Here is a 15,612-nt window from a genome sequence, read left to right on the forward strand (position 1 = left end):
CGCATTATTTTTTTAATTCAAAGGGCGCCCGGATATCCAGATGATCCGGGCAAGCATTTATTCTTATCTGTACAGGCTGTGATATTCAGGATTTGGCTGCATATCCGAAGCGCTGGCAACACGGTTAGTCATGTTGTAGAACCCGGTGATGTTAGCGATATCCCAAATATCCTGATCGCTAAAGCCTGCATCACGCAGAGCCTGACGATCAGCTTCAAGAATCTTATGTGGTGTTTCCGTTAGCTTGACTGCAAAATCCAGCATCGCACGATGGCGCTCGGAAAGTTCTGCCACGCGATAGTTCATCACCATCAGTTCGCCAAGTTTTGGATCTTCTGAATACTGGCGTACAGCCGCACCGTGAGCGACCTGGCAGTAGTAGCAGGCATTAGTAGAGGATACCGCGACCGCGATCATCTCTTTTTCCAATACGCTAAGGCCGCTTTCACCGAACATCAGTTCGTTGTAGATACGGGAGAATACGTCCAGCTGTGCCTGGTTCTGGCTGTAAGCCTTAAGCACATTTGGCACCATGCCAAGCTTCTCTTCACAAACGGAGAAGTACTTCTGAAACTCGGGTGACAGTTGATCATGCTCAGGTATAGGCAGATCAAGCGCCGTGATATGGTCGGGTTGTGACTTCATTTTCTACCTCGTTTTTTGTTTTTGTCTCGAGGCAGCGCCATTAAGGCGCTGAATCAATTTTTATAACTTATTCACAGCCAATAGCCAGGGAAACCTTTGAGCCATTACTACGGCCCAGTTGTTGGGTGATCCAGTGGCTGGTGGCTACCAGTTTGTTCAGATCAACCCCGGTCTCAATTCCTAAACCATTGAGCATATATAAAACATCTTCTGTGGCAACATTGCCGGATGCACCTTTCGCATAAGGGCATCCGCCCAGGCCAGCCACAGAGGTATCGACAACGGCAATACCTTCCTCGATCACTGCATACAGATTAGCCAGCGCCTGTCCGTAGGTATCGTGGAAATGCGCAGCCAGTTTCTCAACCGGAACTGATTTGCTGACCACTTCAAGCATCTTCTTCGCTTTAAGTGGCGTTCCTACACCGATGGTGTCGCCCAGAGAGATCTCATAGCAGCCCATATCCAGCATATCGCGGCAAACGGCAGCGACCTGCTCAGGTGCAATATCGCCATTGTAAGGACAGCCTAACACCGTAGAAACGTAACCACGGACACGGATATTATTGGCTTTTGCCGTTTCCATGATAGGGGTAAAACGTTCAAGGCTCTCTTTAATCGAGCAGTTAATGTTTTTCTGTGTGAAAGCTTCAGATGCGGCGCTAAACACCGCAACTTCATCGACCTTAGCTTCAATCGCGCCTTCAAGCCCCTTCATGTTTGGGGTCAGGGCTGCATAGGTAACCCCTGATTTACGGTTGATACCTGCCATTACTGCACTGGCATCACCCATCTGTGGTACCCATTTAGGAGAGACAAAGCTCGCCGCTTCCACATAGCTTAATCCCGCATCTGAGAGACGGTTGATCAGCTCAACTTTCACTTCTGTTGGGATAATGTCACCCGGTTCATTCTGGAGGCCGTCACGGGGACCGACCTCCACAATGCGGACTGACTTAGGCAAAGAGTCAGGCAGTGCCATTACGCCGCCTCCTCGTCGCCCGCTTCAACTGCGATCAGGTCGGCGCCTTCGTTAACCAGGTCGCCTTCGGCGAAGAAGATATCGGAAACGATACCGTCGTAAGGAGCGGAGATGCTGTGTTCCATCTTCATCGCTTCCATCACAACCAGCGTTTCACCTTCGCTGACCTTCTGGCCTTTCTCAACCAGTACCGCTACCACCGCACCGTTCATTGGTGCAGCCAGAGACGCGTCGCCGCCCTCTTCGGATTCGGTGAAGGTATCGCGGTGCTGACGGCACTGGAACTGTTCGCCTTCGTGGAACAGGGTCAGATTATCGCCATCCTGGAAGCAGTGCACCGTCAGACGATGGCCGTTGACGACTACGTTAAGGGCATCTCCGTTAAGTTCAGCTGCCACACGGTAGCTGGCACCATCAACGCTGATTTCGTATTCACCCTGGTTCTCTAAGATGCTGAGCTCATGTAGCTCGTCGTTCTGCATCAGCTTCATCGGACGGGCATACTGAGAGTTCAGACGCCAGCCGTTTTGCGCAGAGAATGGAGAGAATTGGTCGCCCTTGATAGCGCTATCCGCTTTACCTGCTTCAAGGAAGAAGGCTGCAGACATCACCAAACAATACTGGCTATCCAGATGTGCTTCCGGGAATAGCAGCTCGCGGTGCTTTTCAATGAAGCCGGTATCCAGGTCCTGAGCGCGGAACGGTGCAGCATCGGCCAGGTTACGCAGGAATTTAGTATTGGTTTTCAATCCAGCAATACGGTATTCCTCAAGTGCCTGTACCATACGGTTGATGGCCGCTTCGCGGTTCTCATCCCATACGATCAGCTTGGCGATCATTGGATCGTAGAATACGCTCACTTCGTCGCCCTGGATAACACCCGTATCAACACGAACGTGGGCATTTTCAGCCGGTGTCTGCAGATACTTTAGGGTACCTGTTGCAGGCAGGAAGTCATTGTCTGGGTCTTCAGCGTAGATACGTGCTTCCAACGCATGGCCGCGAATCTGTAACTGGTCCTGAGCAATCGGTAGTTCGCTACCGGCAGCAATGCGAAGCTGCCACTCAACCAGATCCAGGCCGGTAATCATCTCGGTAACCGGGTGTTCTACCTGCAGACGGGTGTTCATCTCCATGAAGTAGAATGAACCGTCGACGTCGTATAGGAACTCAACGGTACCTGCGCCTACGTAATCGATCGCTTGTGCTGCACGTACTGCGGCTTCACCCATTGCAACCCTAACTTCATCGGACAGTCCTGGTGCTGGGGCTTCTTCAATAACTTTCTGGTGACGACGCTGTACAGAACAATCACGTTCTGCCAGGTAGATACCATTACCGTGCTTATCGCAGAATACCTGGATCTCTACATGGCGTGGCTGGGTCAGGTAACGCTCGATCAGCATATCCGGATTACCAAAAGCATTCTGTGCTTCACGGCATGCAGATACCAGTGCTTCGTCGAACTCTTCCAGGGATTCCACAACGCGCATCCCTTTACCGCCACCACCGGCTACTGCTTTCAGTAGCTGTGGATAACCACATTTCTCAGATTCAGCTTTCAGCAGGGCCGGGTCCTGGTCTTCACCGTGGTAGCCAGGTACCAGAGGTACGTTGGCATGCGACATAATCTCTTTTGCCGCAGATTTAGAACCCATCGCAGCGATGGCTGAGGATGGAGGGCCGATAAAGGTAATACCGTTCGCTTCCAGCGCTTCAGCAAACTCAGTGTTTTCTGAAAGGAAACCATAGCCTGGGTGAACTGCCTGAGCGCCAGACTGTTTGCAGATATCGATAATCTTGTCCGCGCGCAGATAACTTTCTGTACTCGGCGCAGGGCCCAGCAGGAAAGCTTCATCTGCCATCGCAACATGACGTGAATTTGCGTCAGCTTCAGAATAAACAGCGACACACTTGATGCCCAGACGGTGTGCAGTCTGGATAACGCGACAGGCGATCTCACCCCTATTCGCAATTAGAATTTTACTAAACATGGCGATTACTCCTGAATCCAGTTTGGCTTGCGCTTCTGCAGGAATGAGCCAAGCCCTTCCTGACCTTCCGCACTGACGCGAATCTCAGCGATACGGCGCGCCGTATCGTCGATAACCGCCTGATCGATATCTTTGCCGCTTACCGCAAAGACCAGATCTTTTGCTGCTTGCATACCCTGTGGGCTGTTACGGCGTAACTGCTCAACAAAACGGTTGCAGGCATCGTCCATCATCTCTACATCAGCAACGACTTCATGCACCAAACCGAAATCCTGTGCCTGACGGGCAGTGAATACTTCAGCGGTAACAAAGTAACGACGTGACTGACGTTCGCCGATAGCACGGACTACATAAGGAGAGATAACCGCTGGAATCAGCCCAATCTTCACTTCGCTTAGACAGAACTGGCTGGACTCAGCTGCAATCACGATATCGCAGCAAGCTGCCAGACCTACAGCACCACCATAAGCGGCACCCTGAACCAGACCGATGGTCGGTTTTGTCAGGTTGCTCAGCACTTCCATCAATTTGGCAAGGCGACCCGCATCATCAAGATTTTCCTGGTAGCTGTTCTGCGCCATACGCTTCATCCAGGCCAGATCAGCACCTGCGGAGAAGTTCTTACCATTGGAACGCAGCACCAGTACGCGGACTTCACTGTCTTCGTTGACTGCTTCTAACTGGTTAATCAGTTGCTCGATCACATCATCATCGAAAGCGTTATGGACTTCCGGGCGATTGATGATCAGGTGAGCAACGCCGTTTGCCTGTTTTTCGAGTAATACAAAATTGTTCGACATGGCAGCCCCCTTACATACGGAATACACCAAACTTGGTGTCACCGATCGGTTTGTTAAGTGCTGCCGACAGACCCATGCCGATCACGTCACGGGTTTGTGCCGGATCGATTACACCGTCATCCCAAAGACGCGCGCTTGCGTAGTATGGGTGACCCTGATGTTCATAGGTGTCGATAATTGGTTTCTTGAATTCTGCTTCTTCATCCGCAGACCATTCCTGGCCAACGCGATCCATATTGTCACGCTTAACGGTTGCCAGTACGCCAGCTGCCTGCTCGCCACCCATTACTGAGATACGCGCATTTGGCCACATCCACAGGAAGTTAGGGCTGTAAGCACGGCCACACATGCCGTAGTTACCTGCACCAAACGAGCCGCCAATCAATACAGTCAGTTTTGGTACATCGGCACAAGCGACCGCGTTAACCATTTTCGCACCGTGTTTAGCGATACCTTCAGATTCAGCTTTCTGGCCCACCATGAAGCCCGTGATGTTCTGTAGGAACAGCAGAGGGATTTTGCGCTGACAGCACAACTCGATAAAGTGCGCGCCTTTCTGGGCAGAGTCGCCAAACAAGATACCGTTGTTGGCTACGATGCCAACTGGATAACCATGGATATGTGCAAAGCCGGTTACCAGTGTAGTGCCGTACATCTTTTTAAATTCGTCGAATTCAGAGCCATCAACGATACGGGCAATGATTTCACGTACATCAAATGGTTTCTTAAGATCGGTACCGACGATGCCGTAGATCTCATCCGCACTGTATAGCGGTGCTTTAGGCTCGCGGATATCCAGATCCAGGTTTTTCTTGCGGTTCAGATTAGAGACACAAGTACGTGCAATCTGCAGGGCGTGCGCATCGTTTTCTGCGTAGTGGTCGGCTACACCGGAAACTTTGCAGTGTACGTCTGCGCCACCCAGATCTTCAGCAGAAACCACTTCACCGGTTGCTGCTTTTACCAGCGGTGGACCCGCCAGGAAGATCGTACCCTGATTACGTACGATAATTGATTCATCTGCCATCGCAGGTACATAAGCACCGCCGGCAGTACACAGACCCATTACCACAGCGATCTGCGGGATGCCCTTGGAAGACATACGGGCCTGGTTAAAGAAGATGCGACCGAAGTGGTCACGATCCGGGAATACATCATCCTGCTGAGGTAGGTTGGCACCACCGGAATCTACCAGATAGATACATGGCAGGTGGTTTTGCTCAGCGATCTCTTGTGCGCGCAGGTGCTTCTTAACGGTTAGCGGGAAATAAGTGCCGCCTTTAACCGTAGCATCGTTGGCAACGATCATACATTCCTGACCGCTAACACGGCCAACACCAGCGATAATGCCCGCCGCTGGAATCACATCGTCATATACTTCATGGGCTGCCAACTGGGACAGTTCCATGAAAGGAGCGCCTTCGTCGAGCAGAGCGTTAATTCGTTCGCGTGGGAGAAGTTTGCCGCGAGACAGATGACGTTCCTGATACTTAGGACCGCCTCCCTGTTCAATAGTAGCGACTTTATCACGCAGATCATTCACAGCCTCGGCCATGGAATCGTGGTTGCTACGGAAGTCTTCTGCGCGTGGATTTATTTTTGTTTGCAGAACGGCCATACCGATCTCCTGAATAAATTACCTGAAAAGAGAAAAATGGTGGGCCAGCGGCCCACCTAAAGCGACGGCTTTGTTACTTGTTCAGGAACAACTCGCGGCCGATCAGCATACGACGGATCTCAGAAGTACCCGCGCCAATTTCATACAGCTTGGCATCACGTAGCAGACGACCTGTTGGGAATTCATTGATGTAACCGTTACCACCCAAGAGCTGGATAGCGTCTAGAGCGATCTTGGTTGCCATTTCAGCGGTGTACAGAATGCAGCCAGCAGCATCTTTACGTGAAGCTTCGCCACGTACTGCAGCCTGTGCCGCCATATAAACATAGGACTTAGATGCGTTCATGATCGAGTACATATCGGCAACTTTACCCTGTACTAATTCGAACTCACCAATAGCCTGACCGAACTGTTTACGGTCACGGATGTATGGAATAACGATATCCATCGCTGCTTCCATAATGCCCAGAGGACCGCCGGACAGTACCAGACGCTCGTAGTCCAGGCCGGACATCAGTACTTTTACGCCACCGTTCAGTTCACCCAGGATGTTTTCTTTAGGCACTGGGCAGTCTTCGAAAACCAGCTCACAGGTGTTCGAACCGCGCATACCCAGCTTGTCCAGTTTCTGGTGGCGAGAGAAACCAGGGAAGTCACGTTCCACGATGAAAGCAGTGATCCCTTTAGGGCCCGCTTTAATGTCGGTCTTCGCGTAGATTACGTAAGTATTTGCATCTGGACCGTTAGTGATCCACATTTTGTTGCCGTTTAGCAGATAGTGATCGCCGTTGTCGCGAGCGTGAAGCTTCATCGATACAACGTCGGAGCCTGCGTTTGGCTCAGACATCGCCAGCGCACCAATATGCTCGCCGCTGATCAGCTTTGGCAGGTATTTCTGTTTCTGTTCTTCGTTACCGTTACGGTGGATCTGGTTAACACACAGGTTAGAGTGTGCGCCATAAGAAAGGCCGACAGAAGCAGATGCACGGCTGATCTCTTCCATCGCGATAACGTGCGCCAGGTAACCCATGTCCACACCACCGTATTCTTCTTTTACGGTGATACCCAGCAGGCCCATGTCGCCAAACTTGCGCCACAGGTCATTCGGAAACTCATTAACCTGGTCAATCTCTTCCGCGCGCGGTGCGATTTCCTGTGCGGCAAAACTGTTGATCTGCTCGCGCAGCATATCCATTGTTTCGCCTAGTCCAAAGTTAAGTCCGGAATATTGTGAGATCATGTTGCTACCCTTTGCTTGTCGATATCCAGTGCCTATCAATCAACTGGCTTTATCGGTCGTTTGTTTTTGTTTTATTTCGTTTAACGTTTCTAAACAGCGTGCCTCTGCTGTACTTAGCTCCTCTTGCAGCATGGCTATATCTTTTAGCTGCTGCTCAAGTTCGGCCCGACGTTCGTTAATTTTTTCCAGTAGCAGGTACAACTGCTTTTCGCTGCCACTGTTGGTTTCATCCCATAGTTCAAAAAGCTCACGGGTTTCGGCCAGGGAGAATCCCAGGCGTTTACCACGCAGGATCAGTTTCAATCGAACTCTGTCCTGCGAGCTATAGATTCGGGTCTGACCTCGTCTGCTGGGGAACAGAAGTTTCTGATCCTCATAGAAACGGATACTGCGTGTGGTCAGATCGAACTCTTTAGCCAATTCACTTATTGAGTAGGTCTTTTTTGTATTCATAGTTTTCTACTACTGCGTCTCTGATGGTTAGATTAATCAAAGTTGACGTTTACGTAAAGATCAATAAGGGAATTCCTATATTTTTGTATTTTTTTTGTGCAAAGCGGTAACTGTTTGATTTTTATAAGTAAATGGCCTGTTTTGGTGTAAAAATGATGAAAAGTGATACTAAAGTAGTACTAGCCTTCCTGTAGGGGAAATTGCTAATTTTGATGAAAAGCTTATCAGCACGTAGCCATCTTTTAGGGCATTTACGCTGGTTAAATAACAATAAAAACAGCGAGGATCGGATTCTACATGAGTGTCGATTACGTCCTGCAAACCTCTGATTTAATTAAAGAATTCAAAGGTTTTACAGCGGTAGATAATGTAAATTTGAATGTCGAGCGTGGCACTATTCACGCGTTGATTGGGCCTAATGGTGCGGGTAAAACCACTGTGTTTAACCTGTTGACCAAATTCCTGATCCCGACTTCAGGTAAAATTCTTTTTAATGGTGAAGATATCACTCAGATGCGCTCCGCAGAGATTGCGCGTAAGGGTGTGGTTCGTTCGTTCCAGATCTCCGCCGTTTTCCCACATCTGTCCGTGCTTGAGAATGTGCGTATCGCACTTCAGCGCAAAGAGGGCAACAGTTTCCATTTCTGGAAGTCAGACAAAGTTCTTAACAAACTTGATGCACGTGCTATGGAGCTGCTTGAGGCGGTTGGTCTGCAGGACCATGCGCACTCAATCACGGTAGACCAGCCTTATGGCCGTAAGCGTGCTTTGGAGATTGCGACGACACTCGCTCTGGATCCAGAACTGATGTTACTGGATGAGCCGACTCAGGGTATGGGTCACGAAGATGTTGAAGTGGTTTCTGACCTGATTAAACAGGTATCGAAAGACCGCACTATCCTGATGGTTGAGCACAACCTTCATGTCGTATCCAAACTGGCCGACCGCATCTCTGTTCTACAACGTGGTGCAATTCTTACCGAAGGTAACTACGAAACGGTTTCCGCAGACCCACGCGTTAAAGAAGCGTACCTGGGTGTGGCCGCAGATGAAGAAGAATCAGCGCCGGCAAAAGCAGAAACTGAAAGCGCAGATGAGAAGGTGGTGGTATGAGTCAGGGCGGTAACGAAAAACTTCGCATTAGCGATCTGCACGCTTTCTACGGTGAGTCACATATTCTGCACGGCATCGATATGCATGTTATGCAGGGTGAGCTGGTCACGCTGTTAGGCCGTAACGGTGCGGGTCGTTCCACAACACTGCGTTCCATCATGAACATGGTAGGACGTCGTACCGGCAGTATTAATATTAATGGTCGTGAAACCATTGATATGCCTGCTCATAAAATTGCCCACCTCGGCATGGGTTTTTGCCCGGAAGAGCGTGGCATCTTCTCCAGCCTGAACGTTGAAGAAAACCTGATGCTACCGCCAACTGTGCGTAGTGATGGGATGTCGGTTGAAGAGATTTACGAGATTTTCCCTAACCTTTACGAGCGCCGTACCAGTCAGGGTACACGCCTGTCAGGTGGTGAACAGCAGATGCTGGCCTTGGCGCGCATCTTGCGCTCAGGTGCAAACATCCTGTTACTGGATGAGATTACCGAAGGTCTTGCGCCGGTTATTGTACAAAAGCTTGCTGAAGTACTGACCAAGCTGAAAGAACGCGGATTAACCATTTTATTGGTGGAGCAGAACTTCCGTTTTGCAGCACCGATTGCGGATCGCCACTACGTGATGGAACACGGCCATATAGTGGAAGAAGTTCACAAGGATGAACTGGAAGCGAAAACTGAGATGCTCAACACAATGTTGGGTGTTTAATTTGAAACCTTAGGCTAAGGGACAGCGCTCAAGGTAGGACGGGCAACGTCGCAACGCCAAGCTCTTAAAACGAATAAAAATAAAAACTCTATCAGGAGAATGACGATGAAACCAATGAAGAAATCTCTGCTGACAGCAGCAGTAGCAACAGCATTTGCAGTATCTGGTGCACAGGCAGCTGGTATCTCTGACGACAAAGTCAAGATCGGCGTACTGGCAGATATGGGCGGTGTTTACGCGGATATCTGTGGTAAAGGTTGTGTAACAGCAGTAGAAATGGCTGTTGAAGATTTCGGTGGTACGGTTCTGGGTAAGCCTATTGAAGTTATCAGTGCGGATGACCAGAACAAAGCGGATATCGGTTCTGCAAAAGTACGTGAATGGGTTGAAAGTGAAGGTGTTGACGCGGTAAACGGTCTGGTAGCTTCCTCTGTTACAGGTGCAGTAACGAAAGTACTGACTGACAACAAGAAAATTGCCCTGATCTCTACTTCTGCATCTCACGCGTTCACGACTAAAGCATGTTCTCCATATAACGCGCACTGGACTTACAACGTAGTTGCACTGGCAAACGGTACTGTTAAGCCAATGCTGGATGCAGGTAAGAAGAAATGGTTCTTCATCACTGCTGACTACGCGTTCGGTCACGCACTGGAAAAAGTAGCAAGTGGCGTAATCAACTCTAACGGTGGTGAAGTGGTAGGTGCAGTTCGTGCTCCACTAGGCACAACTGACTTCTCTTCTTACGTACTACAGGCTCAGGCTTCTGGTGCTGACGTAGTTGCGCTGGCAAATGCGGGTGCTGACTTCGTAAACTCTCTGAAAACTGCAGCTGAATTCGGTCTGACTGAGACTGCTGACGTAGCAGGTCTGCTGGTATTCACACATAACGCTAAAGCACTGGATCCAAACATCGCTGGCGGTATGAAACTGACAACTGGTTTCTACTGGGACATGGATGATGAGACACGTGCTTGGTCTAAGCGCTTCAAGGATCGTCACGGTTCTATCCCAGCAATGGGTCAGGCGGGTGCTTACTCTATGACTATGCACTACCTGAACGCGATCAAAGAAGCTGGCACAGATGATGGCGATGCAGTAATGGCTGTGATGAAGAAGAACAAGCCTAACGACTTCTTCGCGCGTAACGCTGAGCTGCGTGCCGACGGTCGTATGGTTCACGATATGTACCAGGTACGTATCAAGAAAGCTGAAGAGCGTAGCAACGAAGACGATATCTTTGCAATTGAGCAGGTTATCCCAGGTGACAAAGCATTCGGTCCTATGATGGATCAGTGTAACTTCCTGGCTAACAAGTAATTGCACTACCCGGGTGGAAGCTAGCTTCCACCCAACGTCTGTTTAAGTAAGAGACAGAGCCGCATCATCATCAAGGCGGCTCTATTTAACTCTCTTTAGCGTTTGGTGAATTCCGGTCAAGCTACCAATTTAGAAGTAGCGTACTACATCGGATAGGGGTGGAGAGTTATGGCAACATTTCTCGGTATCAATCTCTTTGGCCTTTTCGGCCAGCTGCTGGTGGGCCTGATTAACGGTTCATTCTATGCACTTCTCAGTCTGGGTCTGGCGATCATTTTCGGACTGTTAAAAATTATCAACTTCGCCCAGGGTGCGTTGTATATGCTAGGCGCATTTTTCGCCTGGATGGCTCTCAACTACATGGGTATTAACTACTGGGCTGCGCTGCTCTTTGTGCCGCTTGCAGTCGGGTTTATTGGAATCCTGATGGAGCGCTTTCTATTGCGCCCTATCGCAAATGAAGACCACCTGTACAGTCTTCTGCTGACCTTCGGTTTGGCGTTGATTCTTCAGGGGGCATTTACACACCTGTACGGTTCTTCCGGTCTCTCTTATGCGATCCCTGAAGAGCTTAAAGGTGGTAACCGTTTACCGTTCATGTATCTACCAAACTACCGTGCCTGGATCATCGTTGCATCGATCATTGTGTGTGCGGGAACCTGGTACATGATTGAGAAAACCAAGCTGGGTGCATACCTGCGTGCGGGTACGGAAAACCCGCAGCTGATGCAGGCGTTCGGTATCAACGTACCTTTGATCGTAACCCTGACATTTGGTTTTGGTGTAGGTCTGGCTGGTTTTGCCGGCGTTATGGCTGCACCGGTTTACTCTGTATCGCCTGATATGGGCTCCAACATGCTGATAGTGGTATTTGCCATCGTCGTAATTGGTGGCATGGGCTCGATAGGGGGTGCAATTTTGACAGGTCTCGGCATGGGCGTGGTAGAAGGCTTAACCAAGTATTTCTATCCGGAAGCCTCTACGACAGTTATCTTCGCTGTAATGGTGATCGTACTGTTGACTAAGCCTGCCGGTCTGTTCGGTAAAGAAGCTTAAGGAGTACAAGATGACTATTAATAAATCTGCTGTTGCGCTGGTTGCGCTGGGTCTTGTTGCTCCCTTTATTCTTTACCCTGTGTTTGTGATGAAGGTTCTGTGTTTTGCACTGTTCGCTTGTGCCTTCAACCTGCTGCTGGGTTATGTAGGTCTGCTATCTTTCGGTCATGCTGCCTTTTTGGGTACAGGTGGCTACATCACCGGTTATATGATGATGGAAGCAGGGCTTACGCCCGAACTGGGTATCCTGTGTGGTACAGCTGCTGCGGCAACCTTAGGGGCTGTTTATGGCAAGCTGGCGGTAAAACGTGAAGGTATCTACTTTGCGATGGTCACCCTGGCCTTGTCTCAGTTAGCTTTCTTCGTCTATCTGCAGGCGCCGTTCACCGGTGGTGAGGATGGCATGCAGGGTGTACCACGTGGTCACTTGTTTGGTCTGATCGACCTGAGTGACAACATGAATATGTACTACTTCGTTTTTGCGATCTTCCTGTTTGGCTTCTGGGTAGTGAACAGAACAATTCACTCGCCGTTTGGTCAAATCCTTAAGGCGATCCGTGAAAACGAACCCCGTGCGATCTCACTCGGCTATAACGTGAATGATTACAAATGGGCTGCATTTGTGATCTCTTCAGCGCTAGCAGGCCTGGCGGGTTCCACTAAAACACTGGTATTCCAGCTGGCATCGCTGACCGATGCGCACTGGCATATGTCCGGTGAAGTGGTACTGATGACGCTGCTGGGTGGTATGGGTACGATCTTCGGCCCAATCGTAGGCGCGGGTGCTGTGGTAACGATCCAGAACTACCTGTCCGGTGGTGAGCTGGGTAACTACATCCACATCATCATGGGTCTGATCTTCGTAGTCTGTGTACTGGCCTTCCGTAGCGGTATCGTGGGTGAGTTCAATAAGTTTATGAAGAAAAACTTCAGTTAAGAGATTGGATATTCTGGGGTGCGGAGCCGCACCCTTTTTTTTCTCGATAAGTTGACGTTTACGTCAACTATTAATGCAAAAAAGTAAGGTGAAATTATGAGTCAGGATGCAGTAGTTATTGTGAGCGCGGCGCGTACCCCAATGGGCGGTATGATGGGCTCCCTAAGCGATGTTCGTGCACCGGATCTGTGTGCAACTGCGATTAAAGCTGCTGTTGAGCGTGCGGGTATTCAGGCAGCAGATGTTGATGAAGTTGTTATGGGTTGTGTACTGCCTGCAGGCCTTGGCCAGGCACCGGCACGTCAGGCTTCTCGTGCGGCGGGTATTCCGGATGCTGCGGGTTGTACAACCATTAACAAAATGTGCGGCTCAGGTATGAAGGCCGTTATGCTGGCTCATGATCAGATTCTGGCAGGATCTGCAGACATTATGGTCGCAGGTGGTATGGAGAATATGAGTCAGTCTCCTTACATTCTGCCAAAAGCGCGTGCGGGTATGCGCATGGGCCACGGTCAGGTTATTGACCATATGTTCTTTGATGGCCTGGAAGACGCCTACGAAGGCGGTCTTATGGGCACTTACGCGCAGAAGAGCGCGGATGCTTACAATGTAACCCGTGAATCGATGGATGATTTCGCGATCGGGTCACTAGAGAAAGCGATCTCTGCGATTGAAAAAGGCGAGTTTGTTGAAGAGATTGCGCCAGTTACGATTAAAACTCGTAAAGGTGAAGTGGTTGTTGATACGGATGAGCAGCCGGGCAATGCGCGCATCGATAAGATCCGCAGCCTGAAGCCTGCTTTCAAAAAAGACGGTACGGTAACTGCCGCTAACTCCAGCTCTATCTCTGACGGCGGTTCTGCACTGGTTCTGATGAAAGAGTCTGAAGCGAAGGCCAAAGGCCTGCAGCCACTGGCACGTATTGTTTCTCACTCAACGCACGCACAGCTACCTGCTGAATTCACGATTGCACCTATTGGCTCTATCCAGAAAGCACTGGATAAAGCGGGCTGGAGCAAAGACGACGTAGATCTTTTCGAAATCAATGAAGCTTTTGCTGTGGTATCTATGCTAGCGATCAACGAGCTGGGCCTGGATGCTGACAAAGTTAACGTTCGCGGTGGAGCTTGTGCACTGGGTCACCCAATCGGTTCCAGTGGTTCCCGCATCATGGTTACGCTACTGCATGCATTGAAGCAGAAAGGCCTGAAAAAAGGTGTAGCTTCCCTATGTATCGGTGGTGGTGAAGCGACGGCTGTTGCCGTTGAGATGCTGTAAAACTTTCTGATAGGGGGTTGCCCTTTATACCGGGGCAGCTCATTCAACCGACTTATGGGAGGGGATGTCGCCCCACCTCTAAGGCTCTGTGTTATGGTTGGTTTGCCGGACTCTTTAGTCCGGCTTTTTTTCGCCTATTAAACAGACAATCAGAGAATGGTGGTGAAGAACTGAATTAGGTTACAAACAGGTTTTTTCACATTCCAGTTTGGTTTCAAAGGGAACATTGCCGCCACAACCGCCCCAGATAAACATTTCACAAGATTGCTTTTCTGCATTAAAAAAATACTTTTGAAAAGCTGCCCTACAGCGTCCTGTTTCGGGTTTATCGCTGCACATAAGGGGCTTCTCTGGTTGTGTATTCGTTTCAATACAACCGATTAGAGAGAGGGTGGTAAGGAGTAAAATTAACTTTTTCATGTGATGAGTATAGCGTGTAACCCAACGGATCTTGACCACATCCTCAGAAAACAATGATGCGGTTATTGGCGCTATGAAGTTAGTTCCATGCATTCAACAGCGGCAACGTTATCCCCAGCGTGATTAATGAACCCAGTGTGGTGAGGAAAATGACGCTGGAAGCCAGTTCAACCCGGGTGTTGTACTGTTGCGCCAACACATAAACCATTGAGCCGGTTGGCAGGGCACACATCAGAATGACTGAGGCTGCGAGGAAGGGTTCAAGATCCATCCACAGCACAATTCCCAGGGCAATTAATGGGTGCAACACCAGCTTCTGAAAGGCGATCCAGCTGACCTGTAAAACGTTCTCTTTGATACTTAATCCATACAGAGAAAGCCCCAGTGAGAACAGTGCTACCGGTGCGGCCGAGGGGGCGACCATCTCAAACAGGTTGTAAATCGCTTCAGGAAGACCAATCTGATAATGGGAGATCAGTAGGCCCAGCGTTGGGGCGAGAATGACCGGGTTTTTAAAGAAGGCTTTGGACAGAAAGGCCCAGATCTTTGCGATTCCTTTCTCGCCACTGTCAGCTAAACCAGACACCAGCGCCAGGGCGATAATAAACACGGCGTTGGTGCTGAGGGTCGCAATGACAACCGGGAGTGTGCCTTTATCACCAAACAGGAAATAGGCGATCGGGATGCCCATATAGATAGTGTTTGGCCAGCCGGTTGTTAGGGATAAAACCATCAGATCCATAGGCCGTTCAGATTTACGCAGTATATAAGGCGCTAAGGTGATCGCCATAATGGCAAAAATGGCGAGGAAAAAAGCCAGGATAAAATCAGCGTTGATAATATCCGCCGCAGGCACCTTTGCGGTTGCCAGGAACAGCATGGGCGGCACTGCAAAGTAGTAGACGTAATTGTTGAGAATCTTGGCTGCTGATTTGTCCATTATCTCGCTGCGGATCGCAAACCAACCGGCAAAAATAATTGCAAATACGGGAAGAACAATGTTAATCAGAAGCTGCATGGTGGAACCTGATGGGTAAGGAGGGATC

15 protein-coding genes are annotated in these 15,612 nt (G+C 49.8%); 6 read left to right on the plus strand and 9 right to left on the minus strand.

Annotation, left to right across the window (positions count from 1 at the left end):
- Positions 1–63 precede the first annotated feature (63 nt).
- The 7 genes from MED92_RS11290 to MED92_RS11320 all read right to left on the minus strand — a co-directional run bounded on the left by MED92_RS11290 (position 64) and on the right by MED92_RS11320 (position 7,732).
- The gene (locus MED92_RS11290; protein WP_007021675.1) at positions 64–645 is read right to left on the minus strand and encodes a peroxidase-related enzyme; all 582 of its coding nucleotides are present in this window, start codon (positions 643–645) and stop codon (positions 64–66) included.
- Between the two features lie 67 nt (positions 646–712).
- Positions 713–1,627, minus strand: coding sequence for a hydroxymethylglutaryl-CoA lyase (locus MED92_RS11295; protein WP_007021676.1), 915 nt, complete (start codon positions 1,625–1,627; stop codon positions 713–715).
- Positions 1,627–3,621: an acetyl/propionyl/methylcrotonyl-CoA carboxylase subunit alpha gene (locus tag MED92_RS11300; protein ID WP_007021677.1), complete on the minus strand. Its 1,995-nt coding sequence runs from the start codon at positions 3,619–3,621 to the stop codon at positions 1,627–1,629. Before MED92_RS11300 ends, MED92_RS11295 begins: the two co-directional genes overlap by 1 nt.
- Before the next feature lie 5 nt (positions 3,622–3,626).
- Complete coding sequence (locus tag MED92_RS11305; protein WP_007021678.1) at positions 3,627–4,421, minus strand: enoyl-CoA hydratase/isomerase family protein; 795 nt, start codon at positions 4,419–4,421, stop codon at positions 3,627–3,629.
- Positions 4,422–4,431: 10 nt separating this feature from the next.
- A complete protein-coding gene (locus tag MED92_RS11310) occupies positions 4,432–6,039 on the minus strand; it encodes a carboxyl transferase domain-containing protein (RefSeq protein WP_007021679.1) in 1,608 nt (535 codons plus the stop codon).
- Positions 6,040–6,112: 73 nt separating this feature from the next.
- Positions 6,113–7,279 carry an isovaleryl-CoA dehydrogenase gene (locus MED92_RS11315; RefSeq protein WP_040662636.1) on the minus strand — a complete coding sequence of 389 codons (1,167 nt, stop codon included), beginning with the start codon at positions 7,277–7,279 and terminating at the stop codon, positions 6,113–6,115.
- A 39-nt stretch (positions 7,280–7,318) separates the two neighbouring features.
- The gene (locus MED92_RS11320) at positions 7,319–7,732 is read right to left on the minus strand and encodes a MerR family transcriptional regulator (RefSeq protein WP_007021681.1); all 414 of its coding nucleotides are present in this window, start codon (positions 7,730–7,732) and stop codon (positions 7,319–7,321) included.
- Positions 7,733–8,029: 297 nt separating this feature from the next.
- On the opposite strand from MED92_RS11320, the gene MED92_RS11325 reads away from it, so the two are divergent.
- The 6 genes from MED92_RS11325 to MED92_RS11350 all read left to right on the plus strand — a co-directional run bounded on the left by MED92_RS11325 (position 8,030) and on the right by MED92_RS11350 (position 14,146).
- Positions 8,030–8,845 (plus strand): ABC transporter ATP-binding protein, encoded by an 816-nt coding sequence (locus MED92_RS11325; RefSeq protein WP_007021682.1) that lies wholly within the window; start codon positions 8,030–8,032, stop codon positions 8,843–8,845.
- Positions 8,842–9,555 (plus strand): ABC transporter ATP-binding protein, encoded by a 714-nt coding sequence (locus MED92_RS11330; protein ID WP_007021683.1) that lies wholly within the window; start codon positions 8,842–8,844, stop codon positions 9,553–9,555. The genes MED92_RS11325 and MED92_RS11330 overlap by 4 nt, the downstream gene beginning before the upstream one ends.
- Positions 9,556–9,660: 105 nt before the next feature.
- Positions 9,661–10,875 carry an ABC transporter substrate-binding protein gene (locus MED92_RS11335; RefSeq protein WP_007021684.1) on the plus strand — a complete coding sequence of 405 codons (1,215 nt, stop codon included), beginning with the start codon at positions 9,661–9,663 and terminating at the stop codon, positions 10,873–10,875.
- A 168-nt stretch (positions 10,876–11,043) separates the two neighbouring features.
- Entirely contained in the window at positions 11,044–11,931 is an 888-nt protein-coding gene (locus tag MED92_RS11340; RefSeq protein WP_007021685.1) for a branched-chain amino acid ABC transporter permease, read from the plus strand.
- Positions 11,932–11,941: 10 nt separating this feature from the next.
- A complete protein-coding gene (locus MED92_RS11345; protein ID WP_007021686.1) occupies positions 11,942–12,868 on the plus strand; it encodes a branched-chain amino acid ABC transporter permease in 927 nt (308 codons plus the stop codon).
- 96 nt (positions 12,869–12,964) lie between these two features.
- Entirely contained in the window at positions 12,965–14,146 is a 1,182-nt protein-coding gene (locus MED92_RS11350) for an acetyl-CoA C-acyltransferase (RefSeq protein ID WP_007021687.1), read from the plus strand.
- Positions 14,147–14,326: 180 nt separating this feature from the next.
- Here the strand turns inward: MED92_RS11350 and MED92_RS18850 are convergent, their stop codons facing one another.
- Positions 14,327–14,566, minus strand: coding sequence for a BPTI/Kunitz domain-containing protein (locus MED92_RS18850; protein ID WP_040662787.1), 240 nt, complete (start codon positions 14,564–14,566; stop codon positions 14,327–14,329).
- Between the two features lie 79 nt (positions 14,567–14,645).
- Complete coding sequence (locus tag MED92_RS11360) at positions 14,646–15,584, minus strand: AEC family transporter (RefSeq protein WP_007021689.1); 939 nt, start codon at positions 15,582–15,584, stop codon at positions 14,646–14,648.
- Positions 15,585–15,612 lie beyond the last annotated feature (28 nt).

Origin of the sequence: Neptuniibacter caesariensis (assembly GCF_000153345.1) — a bacterium.
GTDB classification, from domain to species: Bacteria; Pseudomonadota; Gammaproteobacteria; order Pseudomonadales; family Balneatricaceae; genus Neptuniibacter; species Neptuniibacter caesariensis.

Excerpts from the sequence above, each read along its gene's own strand:
- MED92_RS11290 (WP_007021675.1), bottom strand. The coding sequence starts at position 645 with ATGAAGTCACAACCCGACCATATCACGGCGCTTGATCTGCCTATACCT.
- MED92_RS11295 (WP_007021676.1), bottom strand. The coding sequence starts at position 1,627 with ATGGCACTGCCTGACTCTTTGCCTAAGTCAGTCCGCATTGTGGAGGTC.
- MED92_RS11305 (WP_007021678.1), bottom strand. The coding sequence starts at position 4,421 with ATGTCGAACAATTTTGTATTACTCGAAAAACAGGCAAACGGCGTTGCT.
- MED92_RS11345 (WP_007021686.1), top strand. The coding sequence starts at position 11,942 with ATGACTATTAATAAATCTGCTGTTGCGCTGGTTGCGCTGGGTCTTGTT.
- MED92_RS11300 (WP_007021677.1), bottom strand. The coding sequence starts at position 3,621 with ATGTTTAGTAAAATTCTAATTGCGAATAGGGGTGAGATCGCCTGTCGC.
- MED92_RS11340 (WP_007021685.1), top strand. The coding sequence starts at position 11,044 with ATGGCAACATTTCTCGGTATCAATCTCTTTGGCCTTTTCGGCCAGCTG.
- MED92_RS11330 (WP_007021683.1), top strand. The coding sequence starts at position 8,842 with ATGAGTCAGGGCGGTAACGAAAAACTTCGCATTAGCGATCTGCACGCT.
- MED92_RS11360 (WP_007021689.1), bottom strand. The coding sequence starts at position 15,584 with ATGCAGCTTCTGATTAACATTGTTCTTCCCGTATTTGCAATTATTTTT.
- MED92_RS18850 (WP_040662787.1), bottom strand. The coding sequence starts at position 14,566 with ATGAAAAAGTTAATTTTACTCCTTACCACCCTCTCTCTAATCGGTTGT.
- MED92_RS11320 (WP_007021681.1), bottom strand. The coding sequence starts at position 7,732 with ATGAATACAAAAAAGACCTACTCAATAAGTGAATTGGCTAAAGAGTTC.
- MED92_RS11310 (WP_007021679.1), bottom strand. The coding sequence starts at position 6,039 with ATGGCCGTTCTGCAAACAAAAATAAATCCACGCGCAGAAGACTTCCGT.
- MED92_RS11335 (WP_007021684.1), top strand. The coding sequence starts at position 9,661 with ATGAAACCAATGAAGAAATCTCTGCTGACAGCAGCAGTAGCAACAGCA.
- MED92_RS11325 (WP_007021682.1), top strand. The coding sequence starts at position 8,030 with ATGAGTGTCGATTACGTCCTGCAAACCTCTGATTTAATTAAAGAATTC.
- MED92_RS11350 (WP_007021687.1), top strand. The coding sequence starts at position 12,965 with ATGAGTCAGGATGCAGTAGTTATTGTGAGCGCGGCGCGTACCCCAATG.
- MED92_RS11315 (WP_040662636.1), bottom strand. The coding sequence starts at position 7,279 with ATGATCTCACAATATTCCGGACTTAACTTTGGACTAGGCGAAACAATG.